The sequence below is a fragment of the Bradyrhizobium sp. JYMT SZCCT0428 genome, from assembly GCF_018131075.1.
Classification (GTDB): Bacteria; Pseudomonadota; Alphaproteobacteria; order Rhizobiales; family Xanthobacteraceae; genus Bradyrhizobium.
Map to the genome: position 1 here is coordinate 203580 of NZ_JAFCLS010000002.1, position 16292 is coordinate 219871.

Below are 16292 nucleotides of genomic sequence, written 5' to 3' on the forward strand. Positions count from 1 at the left end.
GCGATCTCGGCCCCCCCTGGAGCCCGGTCTAGATCGGCAGGGAGTTAGCCCGGGGGATTCCAAGTCCATAAGGGACGTGCGACGCCGACGATGTCGCAACGAAGGACCGGGCCAAAATACCGTGAATCGAACGAAAGCGGATGCGGCTGCAGCAGGAAGAATTCACCGTCGATCAGCTTCAGGCAGCCCTCCCACTCCGGCAGCGGACGCCCGTCGCGATCGTTGTCGAACGTCTCGGCTACGACCTTGCCGTTGATGGTAATCACATGAAGTGGATCCTTCGAACGGCAGACTTCGTCGCCACCTGCGGCTGCAATCTGCTTGAGGAGCGGCACCGACGGGGCCAGGATTCCACGCGCCACCAACATCAGTTCGATCAATGGCGGTGGCCGGACCACCGCCATCTCCCCGCGGTCGGGAAACCGGTTCTCAAGGTAATAAAACCCGAGAGGGGCGCTGCCCGAGGCATTGTAGATCACAAGTGGGGTTCGATCTCCGAAGCTAATGAGAAGCGACACGATGGCCGCGGACATCGCGGCCAGGACGGGGACCTGCAGCCGCAGGCGGGCGCGATCAATTCGCATCGGAGGTCGTCCACAAGCCGGCGCTGTCGGCGTCCCCTTCATGAACAGAAGAATCTCGTTTGCGTTCACTTCGCTGCGAATGAAGTCTGTAACGCTCATGTTCCTTCCCTCCGTTGGTCGCCAAGGGCGATACCAACTACCACCCGAGCGAGAAATTTATAAGTTCGTTTTTAGCACTTATTCTACCGCCGGCTGGAATACCAGAGGCTCGTTTGCACTATTCCTGTCACTCGACGGCTATGCTGGCTCACAAAAAGGGCCAGCTGCAATGCAGCCGGCCCAAGGTCCAAGTCAGCGGAACGATGCCGCTCGCCTGGGGAGTTTCAATCGCAATAAACGACCCATTCTCGGAAAAGTGAATTCCAAAATAGAATTGACCTGAGTTCCCATCCTGAAGACTCTGGCCCGGAGAGGCACCGTCGCGCTTTCCCTATGCAGCGGGAAGGAAATCATCGTTGATCGAACTTGGTCAGTCGCCACCTCACCAGATCGTCGGCGCCTGGGCCGGCCTGAGGCCGAACATCCCTCATGCGGACCACTTCGGCCGACTTCTCATCCACGAGCGCCAGCTTCACCTGGCGTCCGCTGTTCTTGTTGATGAATTTGAGAGGGGGGCCGGCGTCCCCGGTAACTCCCCATTTGTCCCCGACCTGGGCAAGCGCCTGAACGACGAGGATGACGTCCCTGCCCTTTCGAGTCAGGAGGTACTCGTAACGATCAGGACCCGACTGATACTGCCGCCGCTCAATCAGCTCATTTTCTTCAAGATGCTTAAGACGGTCGGACAAGGTGGCATGGGTAACATCAGTCGACTTTCTCAAATCCTCGTATTTGCTCAAACCCAGCGACAGGTCGCGCAGGATCAGAATTGCCCAGCGATCGCCGACGGCATCGAGCACCCCGGCGATCGAACAAGCCATTCCCTCAAAACTCTTCGAGCGCATCTGCGTGGACCTCCGAATAACTCTTATTACCAGAGTAAACTCGCTTGGCGCGCTATCCAAGGCCAAACCGGGAATCTTCAAGCAGAATTCACTTGCCTTCCAGTCACTCTTATTATTAGAGTTAAAGAACGCAGGCGCCAACCATTTCCGACAGTTCATTATGCGAACTTGGCATGGTTTCGCGTCGAGCCGTCAGCGAACCCATGAGATTGACTGGTGGAATGAGCCATACGGCTCTCGCGGAGGAACAATGAAGCTTTTGCAAATGTCCAAGTTTGGCAATCCCACAGAGGTGGTTGAAGTTGTCGAAAGCGATCCACCCCCACCGCCGGCAGCAAATGAAGCCACGGTCGAAGTCGAATACTCAGCGATCGGTCCCGCTGAACTTCTGATGATCCGCGGCAGGTATGGGATCAGGCCAGAGCCGCCGGCGCCGCTCGGGAACGAAGCTATTGGACGCGTTGTCGCCGTTGGAGACTCGGTTAAAAATGTAAAGATAGGCGATCGTGTCGCCATTCCGACCGGACTTCCCGTGTGGAGGCAGGCCATAACGGTCGCGGCCGCCAATCTCATCGTCTTGTCTGAGCAAGCCGATCCCCAACAGCTGTCAATGCTTCGGATCAATCCGCTGACAGCGGCATTGCTCTTAACCGAGTATGTCGAACTCGGCAAGGACGACTGGATCATCCAGAACGCCGGCAATTCCGGTGTGGGGCGCAGCGTCATTGCGTTTGCACGAGAGTTCGGACTGCGCTCGGTAAGCCTCGTGCGCAGATCCGAACTCGTGGATGAGCTCAAGTCAGCCGGAGCTGACATCGTCCTTGTCGATGGACCGGACGTTGCGAAGCAGGTCGCAGCGGCGACCGGCAAGGCCAGAATCAAGCTGGGCATCGACGGCGTGGGTGGCGACTCCTCGCACTCGGTTGCGTCTTGCCTAACGTCAAACGCCAAGATGGTCGCCTATGGCGGCATCAGCGGAACGCCCGCGGCCATGAGTCCGCTGATCATTATTTTCAAGCAGGTGACCCTGGAAGGGTTTTGGCTGGGATATCCGCGCTTTCGAGATGCACACGAAAAGCTTGCGGCTCATACGCGGACAGCCGAGCGACTGATCGCCGAAGGCAAACTGCACGTTCCGGTCGCCGGCGTATATTCGCTCGAGCAGGCAACTCAGGCCATGGCGCATGCGCAGAAAGGCGGGAAAGTCCTTCTGAAACCCAACTAATGGATAATCAACGGTCAGGTGCCCTGAGCTCCAGGGCGCCTGAATCCGCGACTAGTCCGATATGGGAAGCGATTGTCCTAATTCTAATAGGGCCAAGCGGAGGAAACATGACTGCTCTTTTAGATCTGGTGCTTGAGTCTCACGGAACCCTTGAGCAATGGCGAAAATTCAACGCGATCGATGTGAACCTTTCGATGCATGGTTCGCACTGGACTAGAAAGGGATGGGACGGTGTCTTCAACAATGTTCAGTTGAAGGCGCAAACAAAAGAACAGCGAACTTGCTATACGCACTTTACCGAAGAAGGCGTGCAAAGCATCTACGAGCCGGATCGTGTTCGGCTAGAGACAATCGACGGGAAGCTTATTGAGGAGCGCGTGCATCCAAGAAAGGCGTTTGAAGGGCACACCCTCCAGACTACGTGGGATAGGCTGCATCTGGCTTACTTTACCGGGTATGCACTTTGGAATTACCTGAATACTCCATTTATGTTTGTCACCGAGAGTGCCAAAGCGGAGGAAATAGATCCGGCGTCCGACCAAGGCACGGTACGCCGGCGGCTGAAGATCACTTTTCCCGAGAAGGTCGGGACTCACTGTCCGGACCAGATATTCCACGTCGATGAAAACGGGCTCATCGCTCGTTTGGATTATACCACGCTGGTGGCAGGTGGCGCTCCAGCCGCACACTACATGTCCGAGTACAAGAACATTCAAGGGATTATGATGCCAACCAAACGGCGCGCGTTCAGGAGAAACCCGGACGGAACTCCAAATACTGAATCTGTCCTCGTCGGTATTGATATCTCTGCAATAACCTTGACTTAAGGAAAGCATCGAGACGGCAGGAAGCACGCAAACAAATGGGTATCTCCGTTGTTATGCAAGGGCAGCCTGCCTTAGCGAAGCAAGAGCCGAGCCTGATGACCGGGACCGTCAGTGCCGGCGCATAGAGACCGTCACCTCAGCGGCACAGCGGATCAGCACGGCACGCCGACCGATGTCGGCTTTGCAGATGATCGTGACGTCGACATTGCCGAAGCTGCGACATGCCGAGGGCCATTCGAAAGAGGTTCTTTCCAACAGCGATACATTTTCCGGCGAAAGTATTATTTTTCCCATCGGCCCTTGGGACACGAGCGGTCTGTCAGCAGCTATGAAGCATGGCATCGTGTGTCCCCGGCGATCGAACAAGCCATTCCCTCAAAACTCTTTCGAGCACATCTGCGTGGACCTTCGGAATAGCTCATATTACCAGCGCAAACTCGCCCGGCCCGCTATCCAATGACCCGACTAGGAATCTTCATGCAAGAATTCACTTGCCTTCCAGTCACTCTTATTATTAGAGTTTATCACTGCACAACGGGAGGGCAATGGATATGAGCGAACTGCGCGACCTTGTCCTCAACGCTCACGGTGTCACACGCTGGAAATCGGCCAGGACGATCGAGGGCAATATGTCGATCACCGGCCTGCTATGGGCAAGAAAAGGTTGGCCCGATGCCCTGAAGCAGGTTCACGTCACGGCCGATACCGGCGCTCAGCGGGTCAGCTATCAGCCGTTCACCAAGCCGGACTGGCGCAGCGTCTATCATCCCGAGGCCGTAGCCATCGAGACCTCGAATGGCAAGCCCATCAAGAGCAGGGCAAATCCACGCGCCGCCTTTGAAGGCCACACGGTCGAGACCGCCTGGGATGATCTGCATCTCGCCTATTTTTCAGGTTACGCGATCTGGAACTATCTAAATTCGCCGTTCCTCTTCCAGTTGCCGGGATTCAAAACGGAAGAGATCGAGCCGTGGGACGAACCAAGCGAAAGGCGGCGTCGGCTCAAGGTGACGTTTCCGGACGCAGTCGCGACGCATTGTCCCGAACAGGTGTTTCACGTCGATGATAACGGCCTGATCTCACGCGTCGACTACGGCGCGGTCGTCACCGGCGGAATTCCGATGGCGCACTACATCTCCGAGTATCGGGATTTTGACGGCGTCAGGATCGCAACCAAGCGGCGTGCTTATCGTCGAAGAGCCGATGGCACCGCGATCACCGAAGGCGTTGTGGTCGCCATCGATATTGCCGACATCCGGCTCTCATAAAGAAGTACTGCGGCCAACGTGCCCTGATCAGGAGGAATGCATGCCCGAGCCCGATAACCGCCACGTGGTGACCGTGGAGATCAACGGCGCGCGCAAGACCGTCGCCGTGGAAGCGCGAAGATTGTTGGTCCACCTGATCAGGGAGGACCTTGGCCTCACCGGGACACACGTCGGCTGCGATACTTCGCAGTGCGGCGCCTGTACTGTGGAGATCGACGGACAGGCAATCAAGTCCTGCACCGTGCTGGCCGTAATGGCAGACGGTGCGTCGATCACAACGATCGAGGGGCTGACCGACACGGGGGCTGAACTCAGCCCGGTTCAGGCGGCGTTCCATGAGCATCACGCTCTGCAATGCGGCTTCTGTACGCCGGGCATGGTGATGAGCGTGCGCCAGCTATTGAGGGATCAGCCCAATCCGAGCGAGCATGACATCCGACACGGCCTTGCCGGTAACATCTGCCGCTGCACCGGCTATCACAACATCGTCCGCGCAGTCGAAAGCCTAGCATCGAAAGGCTACCAGTCATGAACGATACGACGGCGATCCGCCATATCGGCCAGCCGCTCAGACGACGCGAGGATTTCAAATTTCTCGCCGGCAAGGGCCGATACGTCGATGACGTCAGGCTGCCGGGCATGCTGCATATGGCCGTCCTGCGATCGCCGCACGCCCACGCCAAGATCAGAAGCGTCGATCTGTCGGCTGCCAAGGTCGCCCCGGGTGTTCGCCTCGTCTTGTCCGGCAAGGCGCTCGTCGGCAAGATCGGCCCGATCGCGCCGAACTGGGTCATTCCCGGCAGCAAGGTACCGTTCCGTCCGGTTGTCGCGACCGATTGCGTTCGCTTTGTCGGCGAGTGCGTGGCACTCGTGGTGGCGGAAACACTGGCTGAAGCCTATGACGCCGTCGGCATGATCGAAGTCGAGTACGACGTGTTGCCCGCCGTGATCGATGAAGAAGTCGCAATCCGAGAGGGCGCACCGCAGCTCCATGACAACGCTCCGGACAATATCACCACGATCTACAAGGTGCGCGGCGGCGACTACCAGAACGCCGCGCGCGAGGCCGATCATGTCATCGGCCTGCGCGTCGTCAACAACCGCTTGATCCCTACCTGCATGGAAACGCGCGCGATCGTTGCCTCGCCAGAACCCGACGGTACCTTGACGGTCTATATCGGCAGCCAGGTTCCCCACATGCACCGGCGCTGGATCGCCGAGACGGTCGGTATTCCCGAGCATCAATTGCGGGTGGTCGCACCTGATATCGGAGGCGGCTTCGGCGCCAAGATGCATCTGTATCCGGAGGACCTGCTCTGCCCCTATCTCGCGCGCGAACTTGACGCACCGGTCAAGTGGTGGGAGAGCCGCTCCGAGAGCCATCAATCGACCAGCCATGGTCGCGCCCATACGGAAAATATCGAGGTAGCGTTCAGGAACGACGGCAAGATCCTCGGCCTGAAGGTTGAGACCCTCGGCAACGTTGGCGCCTACCTGTCGAACATGGCGAGCGGCGGTCCGACCGTGAATACCATCAACTTTGGAACCGGCACTTACAAGATCGACAACTATGAAGCTATTTCACGCGTCGTCGTCACCAATACGGTGCCGGTCGATGCCTATCGCGGTTACGGTCGGCCCGAAGGCGCCTACATTGCCGAGCGCGCGATCGATGCGGTGGCACGCTACCTCAAACTCGACCAGGTCGAAGTGCGGCGGAAGAATTTCGTTCAACCGGCGGAATTTCCCTATCGGCCCTACGGCAGCATGGGCGTGATGTACGACAGCGGCAATTACCAGGGACTGCTCGACAAGGCGCTCGCGGCTTTCGACTATGACGGACGCCGCAGCGAATGCGAAGCCTTGCGCGGAAGCGGGATCTATCGCGGCATTGGCGTTGCCGCCTATACGCATATGTGCGGGATGGCGCCATCACGCCGGTTGGCCATGAGCGGATTTGACCGTGGCGGCTGGGAAAGCGCGCGGGTCAGCATCGATTCCAGCGGACGAGCCACGATCTATTCGGGCTCGATGAGCCAGGGACAAGGCCATATCACGTCGTTGTCGCAGATCGCTGCCGACGTGCTGCAGATTCCGATTGAAGACATCGACATCGTACAGGGCGACACGCGCCAGGTACAGGCCGGCCACGGCACCTTCAATTCCCGTTCGATGGCGGTCGGTGGATCCAGCGTGCACGTGTCTTCGCAACGCATTGTCGCCAAAGCGAAGAAGATCGCGGCGGGCATGCTGGAAGTAGACGAGAAGGACGTTTCCTATTCGGCCGGCGCGTTCAGCGTGCCCGGTACCGATGTCGCGCCGGTAACCTTCCCGAAGGTGGCCCGCATGGCCTATGTCGGGCACAAACTTCCCGATGGCGTAGCACCAGGCCTTGATGAGACGGTGTTTTACGACCCGACCGGCATGGGCGCGCCGTCAGGCATTCACCTCGCTTATGTCGAGGTCGATCCGGAGACCGGGATCGTCGATATTCTCGACTATGTCGCGGTGGACGACGTCGGCACGCTGATCAATCCCCGTCTGGCGGCCGGCCAGATCCATGGCGGAGTCGTGCAAGGCATCGCGCAGGCGCTCTATGAAGAGGTCAGCTACGATCCCGACAATGGACAGCTGCTGACCGGCTCGCTGCTCGACTATGCCGTTCCGCGCGCCGAGCATGTGCCGAACATCCGATCGCACTTCCAGGAAACCCCCTCGCCGACCAACCCGATCGGCGTCAAGGGCATCGGCGAGAGCGGCTCGATTGCCGCCCCGCCCTGCATGGTTCACGCCGTGCTCGATGCCTTGTCACCGTTCGGTATCAAACATCTGGATATGCCGCTGACGCCGCCACGCGTCTGGGCAGCGATCCAACAAGCACGCACGGGAGCCTCCCGATGATCCCCGCAGCCTTCGATTATGTCCGCGCGTCTTCGCTTGCCCAGGCGATCGATCTGTTGCGGGACGATCCCGATGGAACAAAGCTCCTGGCTGGCGGCCATACCCTGCTGCCGGCGCTGAAGCTGCGGTTGGCGTCCCCCGAACTCCTGATCGATATCGGAGGCATCGCCGAGCTCAAAGGAATTGAAATCAGCGAGACCGGCATCAGGATCGGCGCACTGACGACGCATGCCGAACTGTTTGCTTCCGAGCCGCTGCACGGGGAATTGCCGATCTTTCGCCAGGCGGCCAGCCTGATTGCCGATCCCCAGGTGCGTAACCGCGGCACGATAGGCGGCTCGCTCGCGAACGCCGATCCCGCGGCTGACTGGCCGGCGGTAGTGGTGGCGCTGCAGGCAGAGATTGAGATCGTGGGCCCGAATGGCCACCGAAGCGTGGCGGCGCGGGACTTCTTTACCGATATCTTTTCGACTGTGCTGGAACCGGACGAAATTCTCGTAAGCGTCCATATCCCTCGGCCGAGGACTGGCATGCACTTCATCTATCGAAAGATCCGGCATCCCGCGAGCGGCTTTGCCGTCGTGGCAATCGCGGTCGGCGTGCGGTTGCAAGGGGGGGCGGTTGACCAGATTTCCATCGGCGTCACCGGCGCAGCGAACCACGCCTTCACCGGCCAACACGCTTCCGATTTCCTGCTCGGCAAGACGCTTTCGCGGGACAATATCGACAAGGCGGCAACATTGCTGAGTGAGACCACCGAGTGCCTCTCCGACCGCTACGCGTCGGCCGAATACCGCGCGAATCTGATCCGGGTCGAGACCAGACGCGCGCTACTTGCGCTTTCGTCGTGAAACGGGTGCCTTGGGGCCGGCCGCAAGATCGCCGGCATCGCCACCAAACCGCTTGCGGTTGAATGGAACAGCACCTGCGCCGGCAACGATCTCGACGTCCTCGAGCCGCAACGGCTTGCCACCGCTCGTCCGCAATTCCGGATATTCGATCGCGCGCCCCGCGGCGCGTTCGCGGAACACGACCTGCGGCCCTGCGGGCTCCGCCAGCCACTCGTCACCCCATTTTTTAAGCGCGAGATAGGCTGGAAAGAAATCGCGTCCTTTCTCGGTCAGAACGTATTCGTATCGCCCGCCGTGTTCGGGCAGTGGCATCCGCGTCATGATGCCGGCATCGACGAATTTCTTCAGCCGGGCGCTCAAGATATTGGGTGCGATCCCGATATAGTATTCGAACTCATCGAAGCGTTTCACGCCGTAATAGGCCTCGCGCAGGATCAGGATGGACCAGCGGTCGCCGACAACTTCCATGGCGCGCGCCATGGAACATTCCTTGTTTGCAAGACGGCTTCGCTTCACACTGGACATAGCTCTTTCAACCCCGAACTCAGCTCATACCATATTGAGCGGGATTCGTGTATGTCCAGTGCGCCCTTCGGCGTTTCCGATCAGGCTGCCTGCCCCGGCTCGGCTTCCGGCTTGGCGACGATCTCAGGCTCCAGCGCACGCCGATGCGAAACGAGCACGCCCGCTTCGCTTAGGCGTTTCAATTCCGCCTCGCTGAGGCCTAGTTCGCTGAAGACCGCGTAATTATGCTCGCCCTGAAAGGCAGGTGTGCCAATTGGTTTCAGCTGTTCTGCAGAAAAATGCCACGGTCGGCCCGGCAACCGATATTCGCCGCCGCTGCGGTCAGGGACGCGTTGGACGGCCCCCCAGTAATCGCTCCATTCCGATGCCGTGAGCTCCTTGATGGAACGGATCTCGCCCATGGCGATTTTGGCCTCGTCGAACTGGGCGTCGAGGGTCGCCATATCCGGAAAGGTCAGGATCCAGGACTGGATGATCTGATGCAGCACGCCGAAATTCAAGCGGCGCGCGGCAGCGCTGGAGAACCGCGGATCATCCATCAAATCGACGCGGCGCATGGCGCGCAGCCACGACGGAAAGGTCCGGCTGCCAATAATGCTGGTCGCGACGGTGAAATTTTCGCCTTGCGGTCCTGTGAAGAAGGAGCAATCAGTGGCGCCGAGCACCGCAGGCTCCGCCCCGATGTCATCATCGGAAAGATCGACGTGCGCGCGTTCGTTGACCGCGAGCAACGTCGCTGCCATTGCGATGTCGATATACTGGCCCCGTCCGGTCCTCTGGCGGCTGTTGAGAGCCGCAAGTATCGCGATCACGGCCTGCAATCCAGCGTAGACGTCGGCATGCGACAGGCTATCGGTACGCGGCTCCGTCAGCGCGCTGCCATAGTGGCGGACGCTGTTTTCGGTAAAGCCGGCCTCGGCCTGCACGGTTGGCGCATAGGCCATCCTGCTCCGCCACGGACCACCCTGCCCATAGCCGGTGATCGACGCGTAGATCAGCCGTGGATTGCGTTTCGACAGCGTTGCGTAATCCAGCCCGAAGAAACCCAGCGTGCCCGCCCGGAAATTTTCGACCAGGATATCGGCGGTGTCACAGAGTTCAAGCGCCAACTCGTAAGCGCCCGGGATGTTGAGATTGATACTGACGTTGCGTTTGCCGGCATTTTGCTGAGCGTAATAGCCTGACATCCCGTCCGTCGATGGAAAAGCAAAGCGAGAAACGTCGGGGCTGGGCGGTTCGACCTTGATCACCTCAGCGCCGAGGTCCTGCAAGGTCCGGGCGCACAGGGGACCGGCCAACACACGGGAGAAATCGACGACACGGATTCCACTCAAGGGGCCACTCATGTCAGCGCCCCGCGAACTTTGCGAGACCCGGACCGTTCTTGCGGAATGATGCAAGACCGGTCTTGAGGTCTTCCGACGCCCAGATCGGCGCCTGTACGCGTGACATCGCCTCGTCCGCAGCCACCACGCCCTGATTGACGGCGATATGCGCGAGTTCCTTGGTCGCGGCATGCGCCACCGTCGGGCCTTGCGCAAACTCCTCCGCGATGGCCATGGTCGCCTTCTCCAACGATTCCTCCGGGACAGTGAGATTGATTAATCCCCACTTCTCCAGCGTTGGCGCATCGTAGCGCCGAGCCAGCATCGACATCTCCTTGGCGCGCTGCGCGCCGATACGTTGCACCTGCCGCTGGATTCCTCCCAGCAAGGGATGCAGCCCAAGCGTCGCCTCGACTGAGCCGATCTTCGCCGAAGAGGCTGCGATGATGTAATCGCACGATAGCGCGAGCTCGAGACCGCCACCCAGGCAAACGCCGTGAACGCTGGCGATTAACGGGATTGGCAGAAGCTCCATGAAGCGCAAGAATTCGACGCCGTTCAGCCGCCGATTTTCACCGCCCTGATCTGCGCTGCCTGCCTCCACCCGCTTATCGAAGATATCCAGATCTGCGCCGGCGGAGAAATGCCGCAGTCCGCTACGGATGACGATAGCGCGGCTGCCTGCCTTTTGGGCTTCCTCCACCTGCTCCACGATCGCGTTGAGAAGCTTGGGACCGAGCAGGTTGTACGGCCGATAAACCATTGTCAAAACGGAAATATTGCCGCGCTGTTCGCGCGTCACCAACGCATCCTCGGACAAAGCTGCCTCCTGTCTGCCGGCGGCTCTCGCGACCGCATCATTTGATTTGCGAAATGCAGGCTACATCACGGCTTGCATTTTGCAAGTCATAATTTGCATCAAATGGTTTGACGATCGATATGCCGGAGCTGCCCTGGAGGCTGATGGACTCGGAAAGAGGCATTCAGATTCAATCCGCTCGAGAGGCTTCCGCAGTGGCGCTTCCGGTCTGATCGCGCACGGCCTGCCGACCGGCTTCCAAAAGGGCGTCAGACAGCCGCTTGTCACCGGCCGCACGCGCGAGCACGATCGAACCGACCATAGTCGCAATTGCGCCGGCGGCGGCATGTCGCGCATCCGATGGCGATTTCTTCGGGATCAACCCGGCGATGATATCGATCATTTTCTCCAGCCTGCCTGCAAAGGTACGTCGCGCCTCCGGGCCAGAACGTCCGATATCCGCGGCTAATGCCGGAAGCGCACAACCGCGGGCCGGGTTGTTGCGATGGCGAGGGCTCAGATAGGCCTCGACGACGGCATCAAATCCTTTCTCGGTAGGCAATCCCTGCGTGAGATCCAGCCAATGGGCGACGGTTCGGTCCATGGCCAAAGCGAGCGCTTCAACGACCAAAGCGTCACGTGACTTAAAGTAGGCGTAGAAGCTGCCATGCGTCAGATCGGCGAGCTTCATCAGGTCGACCACGCTCAAGCCGTCAGCACCATTCTGGCGCAGGCCATAGGAAGCATTCTCGACGATCCGCCTGCGGGTCTGCTGCCCGTGATCTTTCGGGTAACGCATTGCCTGCTCCGAGCTAACCTACGGAGACATATTAGATGATTATCATCATATATACCAACCGAATTCCGCAGAGGCGCCTTTCACCACCAAACCGAAAGCGGCTCGACTGAGAAGTTCAGGAAGACGACAGCACCGAAGTCAGACCGCCATCGATGGCAAGGATCTGACCGGTGATGTGCTTGCCGGCGTCGCTGGCGAAGAGAACCGCGGCGCCCTTCAGATCGTCCTCATCGCCGATGCGGCGCAGCGGCGATGAGGCGGCGAGCTTCTCGACGCCGACAGCCTCGATCGTTCCCTTCGTCATCCTCGACGGGAAAAAGCCGGGCGCCAGAGCATTGGCCGTAATTCCGTAGCGCCCCCAACTCCCCGCCAGGGCCCGCGTGAAATTGACCACCGCGCCCTTGCTCGTATTGTAAGCAATCATCTGCATATCCCCGGAACTACCGAACAGGCCCGCGATCGAAGCTAGGTTGATAATGCGGCCATATTTATTGGGGATCATCGAGTGCTTCGCAACCTGCTGGCTGAGCAGGAACAGCGCGCGGATGTTCAGATTCATCACCTTGTCCCACGCCTCGATCGGATGATCCTCGGTCGGCGCGCCCCAGGTCGCGCCCGCGTTATTCACCAGAATGTCCACCCGGCCGAGCTTCTTGATCGCTTCTTCTGCGAGCCGCTTGACGTCTTCATCCTTGGAATTATCCGCTGCGATCCATTCCGCCTTGATGCCAAGGCCGGCAAGATGCGCCTGAGCTTTTTCCAGGTCCGGCGCCTTGCGAGAGGAAATCACGACCCGTGCCCCCTGCTCACCTAGCGCCTCGGCGATCTGCAGCCCAAGGCCACGCGAGCCACCTGTAACAAGGGCGTTCTTGCCGGTGAGATCGAATGCCTTCTTGATGCTTCCCATAGTCCAATCCTCAAGCTTGTGGGCGAAGTTCTGCTGCGCGGTTACGTGGCGATCCGCGGGATCACTATTTCCCGCGGAACACTGCCGAGCGACGTTCCACGAAAGACTGGATGCCTTCCTTCATGTCTTCGCTGCTGAAAACGCGATCCTTGATCTTCGGGATGTAATCGATCGCAGCTTTTTCACCAGCCTCGATGTATTTCAGCGCGGCTTCCTTGGTTACCTGAATGCCGATCGGAGCGTTCCCGGCGATCAGATCCGCAATTTCCATTGCGCGGGCGATCTGTTGGCCGGGAGCGACGACTTCCTGAACAAACCCGATTTTGTAAGCCCGCGCTGCGTTGAACTCGTCGCACAAGAACAGGTGATACATCGCATCTCCCCATCCTGCTCGCGTCAAATACCGGAAATGGGCACCACCAAGGGGCGCAATCCCGCGCTTGGATTCCATCTGGCAGAACCGGGCGTCGTCGGCCGCCACGACGATGTCGCCAGCCAGCATCATTTCGATGCCGATCGTGAAACAAATCCCCTGCACTGCTGTCACGATCGGCTTGCGGCAACGGCTTTTCAGCGCGAACGCATCGATATTGCCAGGCTTGATCTCGGTATTCTCGGCCTTTGGTCCAAAGAATTTCGGCATATCCAGCCCAGCCGTGAAATCAGGGCCTTCGGCGCAGAGAACCCCGACCCAGTAATCGTCCGTTCGGTCCAGAAGCGTCATCGCATCCGACATCTGCGCCATCATCTGCGGACTGAAGGAGTTCTTCTTCGCCACATTGTCGATAATGATCTTGAACACATGCCCGTGCACCTCGGTCCGGATCTGCCCGACTTGGGTTTTCTCGCTCATAACCAGCCTCCACACTTTCCAGACAGACAGTCCGACGGCTCGCTGAATCCCTGGCCATCTCCGCGTCCTGTCGATTGTTTCTTCCTGCCAGCTTGAAATGGCCACTGAAGCACGGGCTACAAAAATTTTGGATAAACGTTATTCAACCGTGGAGATCGCCTTCCAAGAAATTTTCGAATAACGCTAGTTCAACACAGTTGCTATGGCACCCAGTTCCAATTTTCCACGCGATACGTTGACCCACGTTCGTTCGCAAATTATACAACCGACATTTCTCCGCTGGCGTTGCCGCTATTGTGGCTGGAGATCCAGCGCGCGCACCATGGCGATGTATTTGTCGCGCTCGCTTTTGAGAAAGGCCTCGGCCTGATCGACACTCATTGGTTCCAGTCGCCGGGACGCATCCCTCTGGATCCGTGCGAGGTTGTCCTCGCTTGTGGTCCATACATTCATCGCACCGTTCAACCGAGTGACAACCTCATCCGCCGTACCGGGCGGCGCAAACAACGCCGACCAGAGGCTGTATTCGAAGTTCCTACCCCATGCGCTCTCGCCGATCGTCGGCACCTCCGGCAGGGCTGGATTGCGATTCGCGCTGGCGACGGCGAGCGCCTTGACCTGGCCGGTCTGGATCAGGCTGAGCGTCGAGCCGCCTAGCGGAGCAAAGGTGAGGTCAATGTGCCCGCCCGACATGTCGGCCAGCACCGGCGCGACGCCCCTGTACGGCACTTCCAGAAATTTCGCGCCGGTCCGCTGCTGCAAATCAGCACCAACGATATGCGATGTCGAGCCGGTGCCCCAATGCGCCAACGTAAGCTCCTTGCTGCCGGGCTTGCGTGCATAGGCGATCAATTCGTCGACGTTCTTGAAGGAATGAGCGTTGCCGGACAAAAGGACAAAATCGGAGATCCCGACCACGCCCAGCAGGCGGAATTTTTCAGGCTCGTACTTCGCGGAGGCAACCATGAAGGGCGCGATAAGGAAATCTGTGCCTGTCGTGCCGAGCAGCGTGTAACCGTCGGGACCGGCCCTGAGAACGGCCATGACGCTGATCGAACCGTTGGCGCCAGGAACGTTCTCGGTAATCAGCGAAGAGCCGAGATTGCGTTGAAGCACGATATTCGCAGCACGGATCGATACATCCGCCGGGCCGCCGGCAGGGAAAGCCACCTTGATCGTGATCGGCTTGTTGGGATAGCCCTGTGCATTGACGGCGTAGCTTGTGCCGACGGCAATGGCGGCCAGCACCAGTCCTTGCAGGCAGCTTCGGTAGATTGACAGATTCATGGTGGAGTCCGGTTATATTGCATTCTTCGGGGGTCAGCTCAGCGCCGCAAACGCGCTCCGTTCGAAAGCCATCAGTTCTTCCGTACGGCCGTCACGCACCTTCAGTACCCACTGCGGATCCTGAAGCAGCGCCCGGCCCACCGCGACGAGATCGAACTCCTCGCGGTCGAGACGGCGGATCAACTCGTCGAGGGACGCCGGACGGGAGCTTTCTCCACCGTACGCGGCAATGAATTCACCGGTCAGACCGACCGACCCGACCGAAATCGTCGGCACACCTGTTACCTTCTTCGCCCATCCGGCGAAGTTCAGATCGGAGCCATCGAACTCCGGCTCCCAGAAGCGCCGTTGCGAGCAATGCAGAATGTCGACGCCCGCGTCGACCAGCGGTTTGAGCCAGGCTTCCAATGCGCGTGGCGTATCGGCCAGCTTGACTTCAAAGTCCTGTTGCTTCCACTGGCTGATCCGGAGCACGATCGGAAAATCCGGTCCGAGCGACTTGCGAACCGCGTGGACGATATCAGCGGCAAACCGGGCCCGGCCGGGCAGGTCCTTGCCTCCATAGGCATCCTCGCGCCGATTGGTCCCCTCCCAAAAGAACTGATCGATCAGATAGCCGTGTGCGCCATGCAATTCGACGGCATCGAACCCCGGGCGCTTCGCGGCAAGCGCCGCATCGGCGAAAGCGCGAATGGCGTCTGCAATGTCCTCTTCGCTCATCGGCTCGCCGAACTTCTTCTCCGGTCGCGACAGGCCGGACGGAGTGTCATAGGCACCGGGAGGCGACCAGTTCTCGGCGCGCGTACGAACGGCTCCGACATGCCATAGCTGCGGTGCCATCAGGCCACCCGCGGCGTGTACCTCGTCAACCACACGCCGCCACCCCGCCAGTTCCTTCTCGCCATGGAAGCGAGGAACATTCGGATCGTTCAGGGATGCCGGACGATCCACGCCTGTCCCCTCCGATATGATGAACCCGACCGCTCCCTCGGCACGGCGGCGGTAGTACCTCGCGACGTCTTCGGTCGGAATTCCGCCCGGAGAGAAAGAGCGCGTCATCGGCGCCATCACCACCCGGTTCGGCAGGTTCAGCCCTTTCAGCTTGAAGGGCCGGAAAAGTGCGTCGCTGGACATTCGCGCTCCCTGATTCAGTTAGTAGCTTTGCGGGCTCCGATCACCCGCATTGCTCCTTCAAAA

Annotated in this window: 16 protein-coding genes; 6 read left to right on the forward strand and 10 right to left on the reverse strand. The window is 59.4% G+C overall.

Going from position 1 to position 16292, the window contains the following annotated elements; translation table 11 throughout:
- Positions 1 to 44 precede the first annotated feature (44 nt).
- Entirely contained in the window at positions 45 to 584 is a 540-nt protein-coding gene (locus JQ575_RS02810) for a S26 family signal peptidase (RefSeq protein WP_212031765.1), read from the reverse strand.
- A 449-nt stretch (positions 585 to 1033) separates the two neighbouring features.
- Positions 1034 to 1528, reverse strand: coding sequence for a helix-turn-helix domain-containing protein (locus tag JQ575_RS02815; RefSeq protein ID WP_212031766.1), 495 nt, complete (start codon positions 1526 to 1528; stop codon positions 1034 to 1036).
- Positions 1529 to 1778: 250 nt separating this feature from the next.
- Here JQ575_RS02815 and JQ575_RS02820 point away from each other — a divergent pair, with 250 nt between their 5' ends.
- From JQ575_RS02820 to JQ575_RS02845, 6 genes are all read left to right on the forward strand, one after another.
- Positions 1779 to 2753: a zinc-dependent alcohol dehydrogenase family protein gene (locus JQ575_RS02820; RefSeq protein ID WP_212031767.1), complete on the forward strand. Its 975-nt coding sequence runs from the start codon at positions 1779 to 1781 to the stop codon at positions 2751 to 2753.
- Between the two features lie 107 nt (positions 2754 to 2860).
- Positions 2861 to 3580, forward strand: coding sequence for a hypothetical protein (locus JQ575_RS02825; protein ID WP_212031768.1), 720 nt, complete (start codon positions 2861 to 2863; stop codon positions 3578 to 3580).
- A 551-nt stretch (positions 3581 to 4131) separates the two neighbouring features.
- Complete coding sequence (locus JQ575_RS02830) at positions 4132 to 4848, forward strand: hypothetical protein (RefSeq protein WP_212031769.1); 717 nt, start codon at positions 4132 to 4134, stop codon at positions 4846 to 4848.
- A gap of 40 nt (positions 4849 to 4888) precedes the next feature.
- Entirely contained in the window at positions 4889 to 5380 is a 492-nt protein-coding gene (locus tag JQ575_RS02835; RefSeq protein WP_212031770.1) for a (2Fe-2S)-binding protein, read from the forward strand.
- The gene (locus tag JQ575_RS02840; protein ID WP_212031771.1) at positions 5377 to 7749 is read left to right on the forward strand and encodes a xanthine dehydrogenase family protein molybdopterin-binding subunit; all 2373 of its coding nucleotides are present in this window, start codon (positions 5377 to 5379) and stop codon (positions 7747 to 7749) included. The genes JQ575_RS02835 and JQ575_RS02840 overlap by 4 nt, the downstream gene beginning before the upstream one ends.
- Positions 7746 to 8600, forward strand: a complete 855-nt coding sequence (locus JQ575_RS02845; protein ID WP_212031772.1) for a xanthine dehydrogenase family protein subunit M — start codon at positions 7746 to 7748, stop codon at positions 8598 to 8600. Before JQ575_RS02840 ends, JQ575_RS02845 begins: the two co-directional genes overlap by 4 nt.
- On the opposite strand, the gene JQ575_RS02850 is transcribed toward JQ575_RS02845, so the two are convergent.
- From JQ575_RS02850 to JQ575_RS02885, 8 genes are all read right to left on the reverse strand, one after another.
- Positions 8580 to 9080 (reverse strand): helix-turn-helix domain-containing protein, encoded by a 501-nt coding sequence (locus tag JQ575_RS02850; protein ID WP_212031773.1) that lies wholly within the window; start codon positions 9078 to 9080, stop codon positions 8580 to 8582. The two genes, JQ575_RS02845 and JQ575_RS02850, sit on opposite strands and share 21 nt — an antisense overlap.
- A 125-nt stretch (positions 9081 to 9205) precedes the next feature.
- On the reverse strand, positions 9206 to 10459 hold the full coding sequence (locus JQ575_RS02855; RefSeq protein ID WP_249166390.1) for a CaiB/BaiF CoA-transferase family protein: 1254 nt from the start codon (positions 10457 to 10459) through the stop codon (positions 9206 to 9208).
- A 13-nt stretch (positions 10460 to 10472) separates the two neighbouring features.
- Positions 10473 to 11270 (reverse strand): enoyl-CoA hydratase/isomerase family protein, encoded by a 798-nt coding sequence (locus JQ575_RS02860; protein ID WP_212031775.1) that lies wholly within the window; start codon positions 11268 to 11270, stop codon positions 10473 to 10475.
- Positions 11271 to 11439: 169 nt separating this feature from the next.
- Positions 11440 to 12048 (reverse strand): TetR/AcrR family transcriptional regulator, encoded by a 609-nt coding sequence (locus JQ575_RS02865; protein WP_283842576.1) that lies wholly within the window; start codon positions 12046 to 12048, stop codon positions 11440 to 11442.
- Positions 12049 to 12163: 115 nt separating this feature from the next.
- Complete coding sequence (locus JQ575_RS02870) at positions 12164 to 12955, reverse strand: SDR family oxidoreductase (protein WP_212031777.1); 792 nt, start codon at positions 12953 to 12955, stop codon at positions 12164 to 12166.
- A gap of 64 nt (positions 12956 to 13019) precedes the next feature.
- Positions 13020 to 13808, reverse strand: a complete 789-nt coding sequence (locus tag JQ575_RS02875) for a crotonase/enoyl-CoA hydratase family protein (RefSeq protein WP_212031877.1) — start codon at positions 13806 to 13808, stop codon at positions 13020 to 13022.
- 291 nt (positions 13809 to 14099) lie between these two features.
- Positions 14100 to 15095, reverse strand: a complete 996-nt coding sequence (locus tag JQ575_RS02880) for a tripartite tricarboxylate transporter substrate binding protein (RefSeq protein ID WP_212031778.1) — start codon at positions 15093 to 15095, stop codon at positions 14100 to 14102.
- A gap of 33 nt (positions 15096 to 15128) precedes the next feature.
- Positions 15129 to 16229: an NADH:flavin oxidoreductase gene (locus JQ575_RS02885; RefSeq protein WP_212031779.1), complete on the reverse strand. Its 1101-nt coding sequence runs from the start codon at positions 16227 to 16229 to the stop codon at positions 15129 to 15131.
- Between the last annotated feature and the right edge of the window lie 63 nt (positions 16230 to 16292).

Bases quoted from the DNA above. Each gene is read 5' to 3' on its own strand.
- JQ575_RS02815 (WP_212031766.1), bottom strand. From the start codon at position 1,528: ATGCGCTCGAAGAGTTTTGAGGGAATGGCTTGTTCGATCGCCGGGGTG.
- JQ575_RS02835 (WP_212031770.1), top strand. From the start codon at position 4,889: ATGCCCGAGCCCGATAACCGCCACGTGGTGACCGTGGAGATCAACGGC.
- JQ575_RS02825 (WP_212031768.1), top strand. From the start codon at position 2,861: ATGACTGCTCTTTTAGATCTGGTGCTTGAGTCTCACGGAACCCTTGAG.
- JQ575_RS02880 (WP_212031778.1), bottom strand. From the start codon at position 15,095: ATGAATCTGTCAATCTACCGAAGCTGCCTGCAAGGACTGGTGCTGGCC.
- JQ575_RS02840 (WP_212031771.1), top strand. From the start codon at position 5,377: ATGAACGATACGACGGCGATCCGCCATATCGGCCAGCCGCTCAGACGA.
- JQ575_RS02820 (WP_212031767.1), top strand. From the start codon at position 1,779: ATGAAGCTTTTGCAAATGTCCAAGTTTGGCAATCCCACAGAGGTGGTT.
- JQ575_RS02875 (WP_212031877.1), bottom strand. From the start codon at position 13,808: ATGAGCGAGAAAACCCAAGTCGGGCAGATCCGGACCGAGGTGCACGGG.
- JQ575_RS02845 (WP_212031772.1), top strand. From the start codon at position 7,746: ATGATCCCCGCAGCCTTCGATTATGTCCGCGCGTCTTCGCTTGCCCAG.
- JQ575_RS02850 (WP_212031773.1), bottom strand. From the start codon at position 9,080: ATGGCGCGCGCCATGGAAGTTGTCGGCGACCGCTGGTCCATCCTGATC.
- JQ575_RS02830 (WP_212031769.1), top strand. From the start codon at position 4,132: ATGAGCGAACTGCGCGACCTTGTCCTCAACGCTCACGGTGTCACACGC.
- JQ575_RS02865 (WP_283842576.1), bottom strand. From the start codon at position 12,048: ATGCGTTACCCGAAAGATCACGGGCAGCAGACCCGCAGGCGGATCGTC.
- JQ575_RS02885 (WP_212031779.1), bottom strand. From the start codon at position 16,229: ATGTCCAGCGACGCACTTTTCCGGCCCTTCAAGCTGAAAGGGCTGAAC.
- JQ575_RS02810 (WP_212031765.1), bottom strand. From the start codon at position 584: ATGCGAATTGATCGCGCCCGCCTGCGGCTGCAGGTCCCCGTCCTGGCC.
- JQ575_RS02870 (WP_212031777.1), bottom strand. From the start codon at position 12,955: ATGGGAAGCATCAAGAAGGCATTCGATCTCACCGGCAAGAACGCCCTT.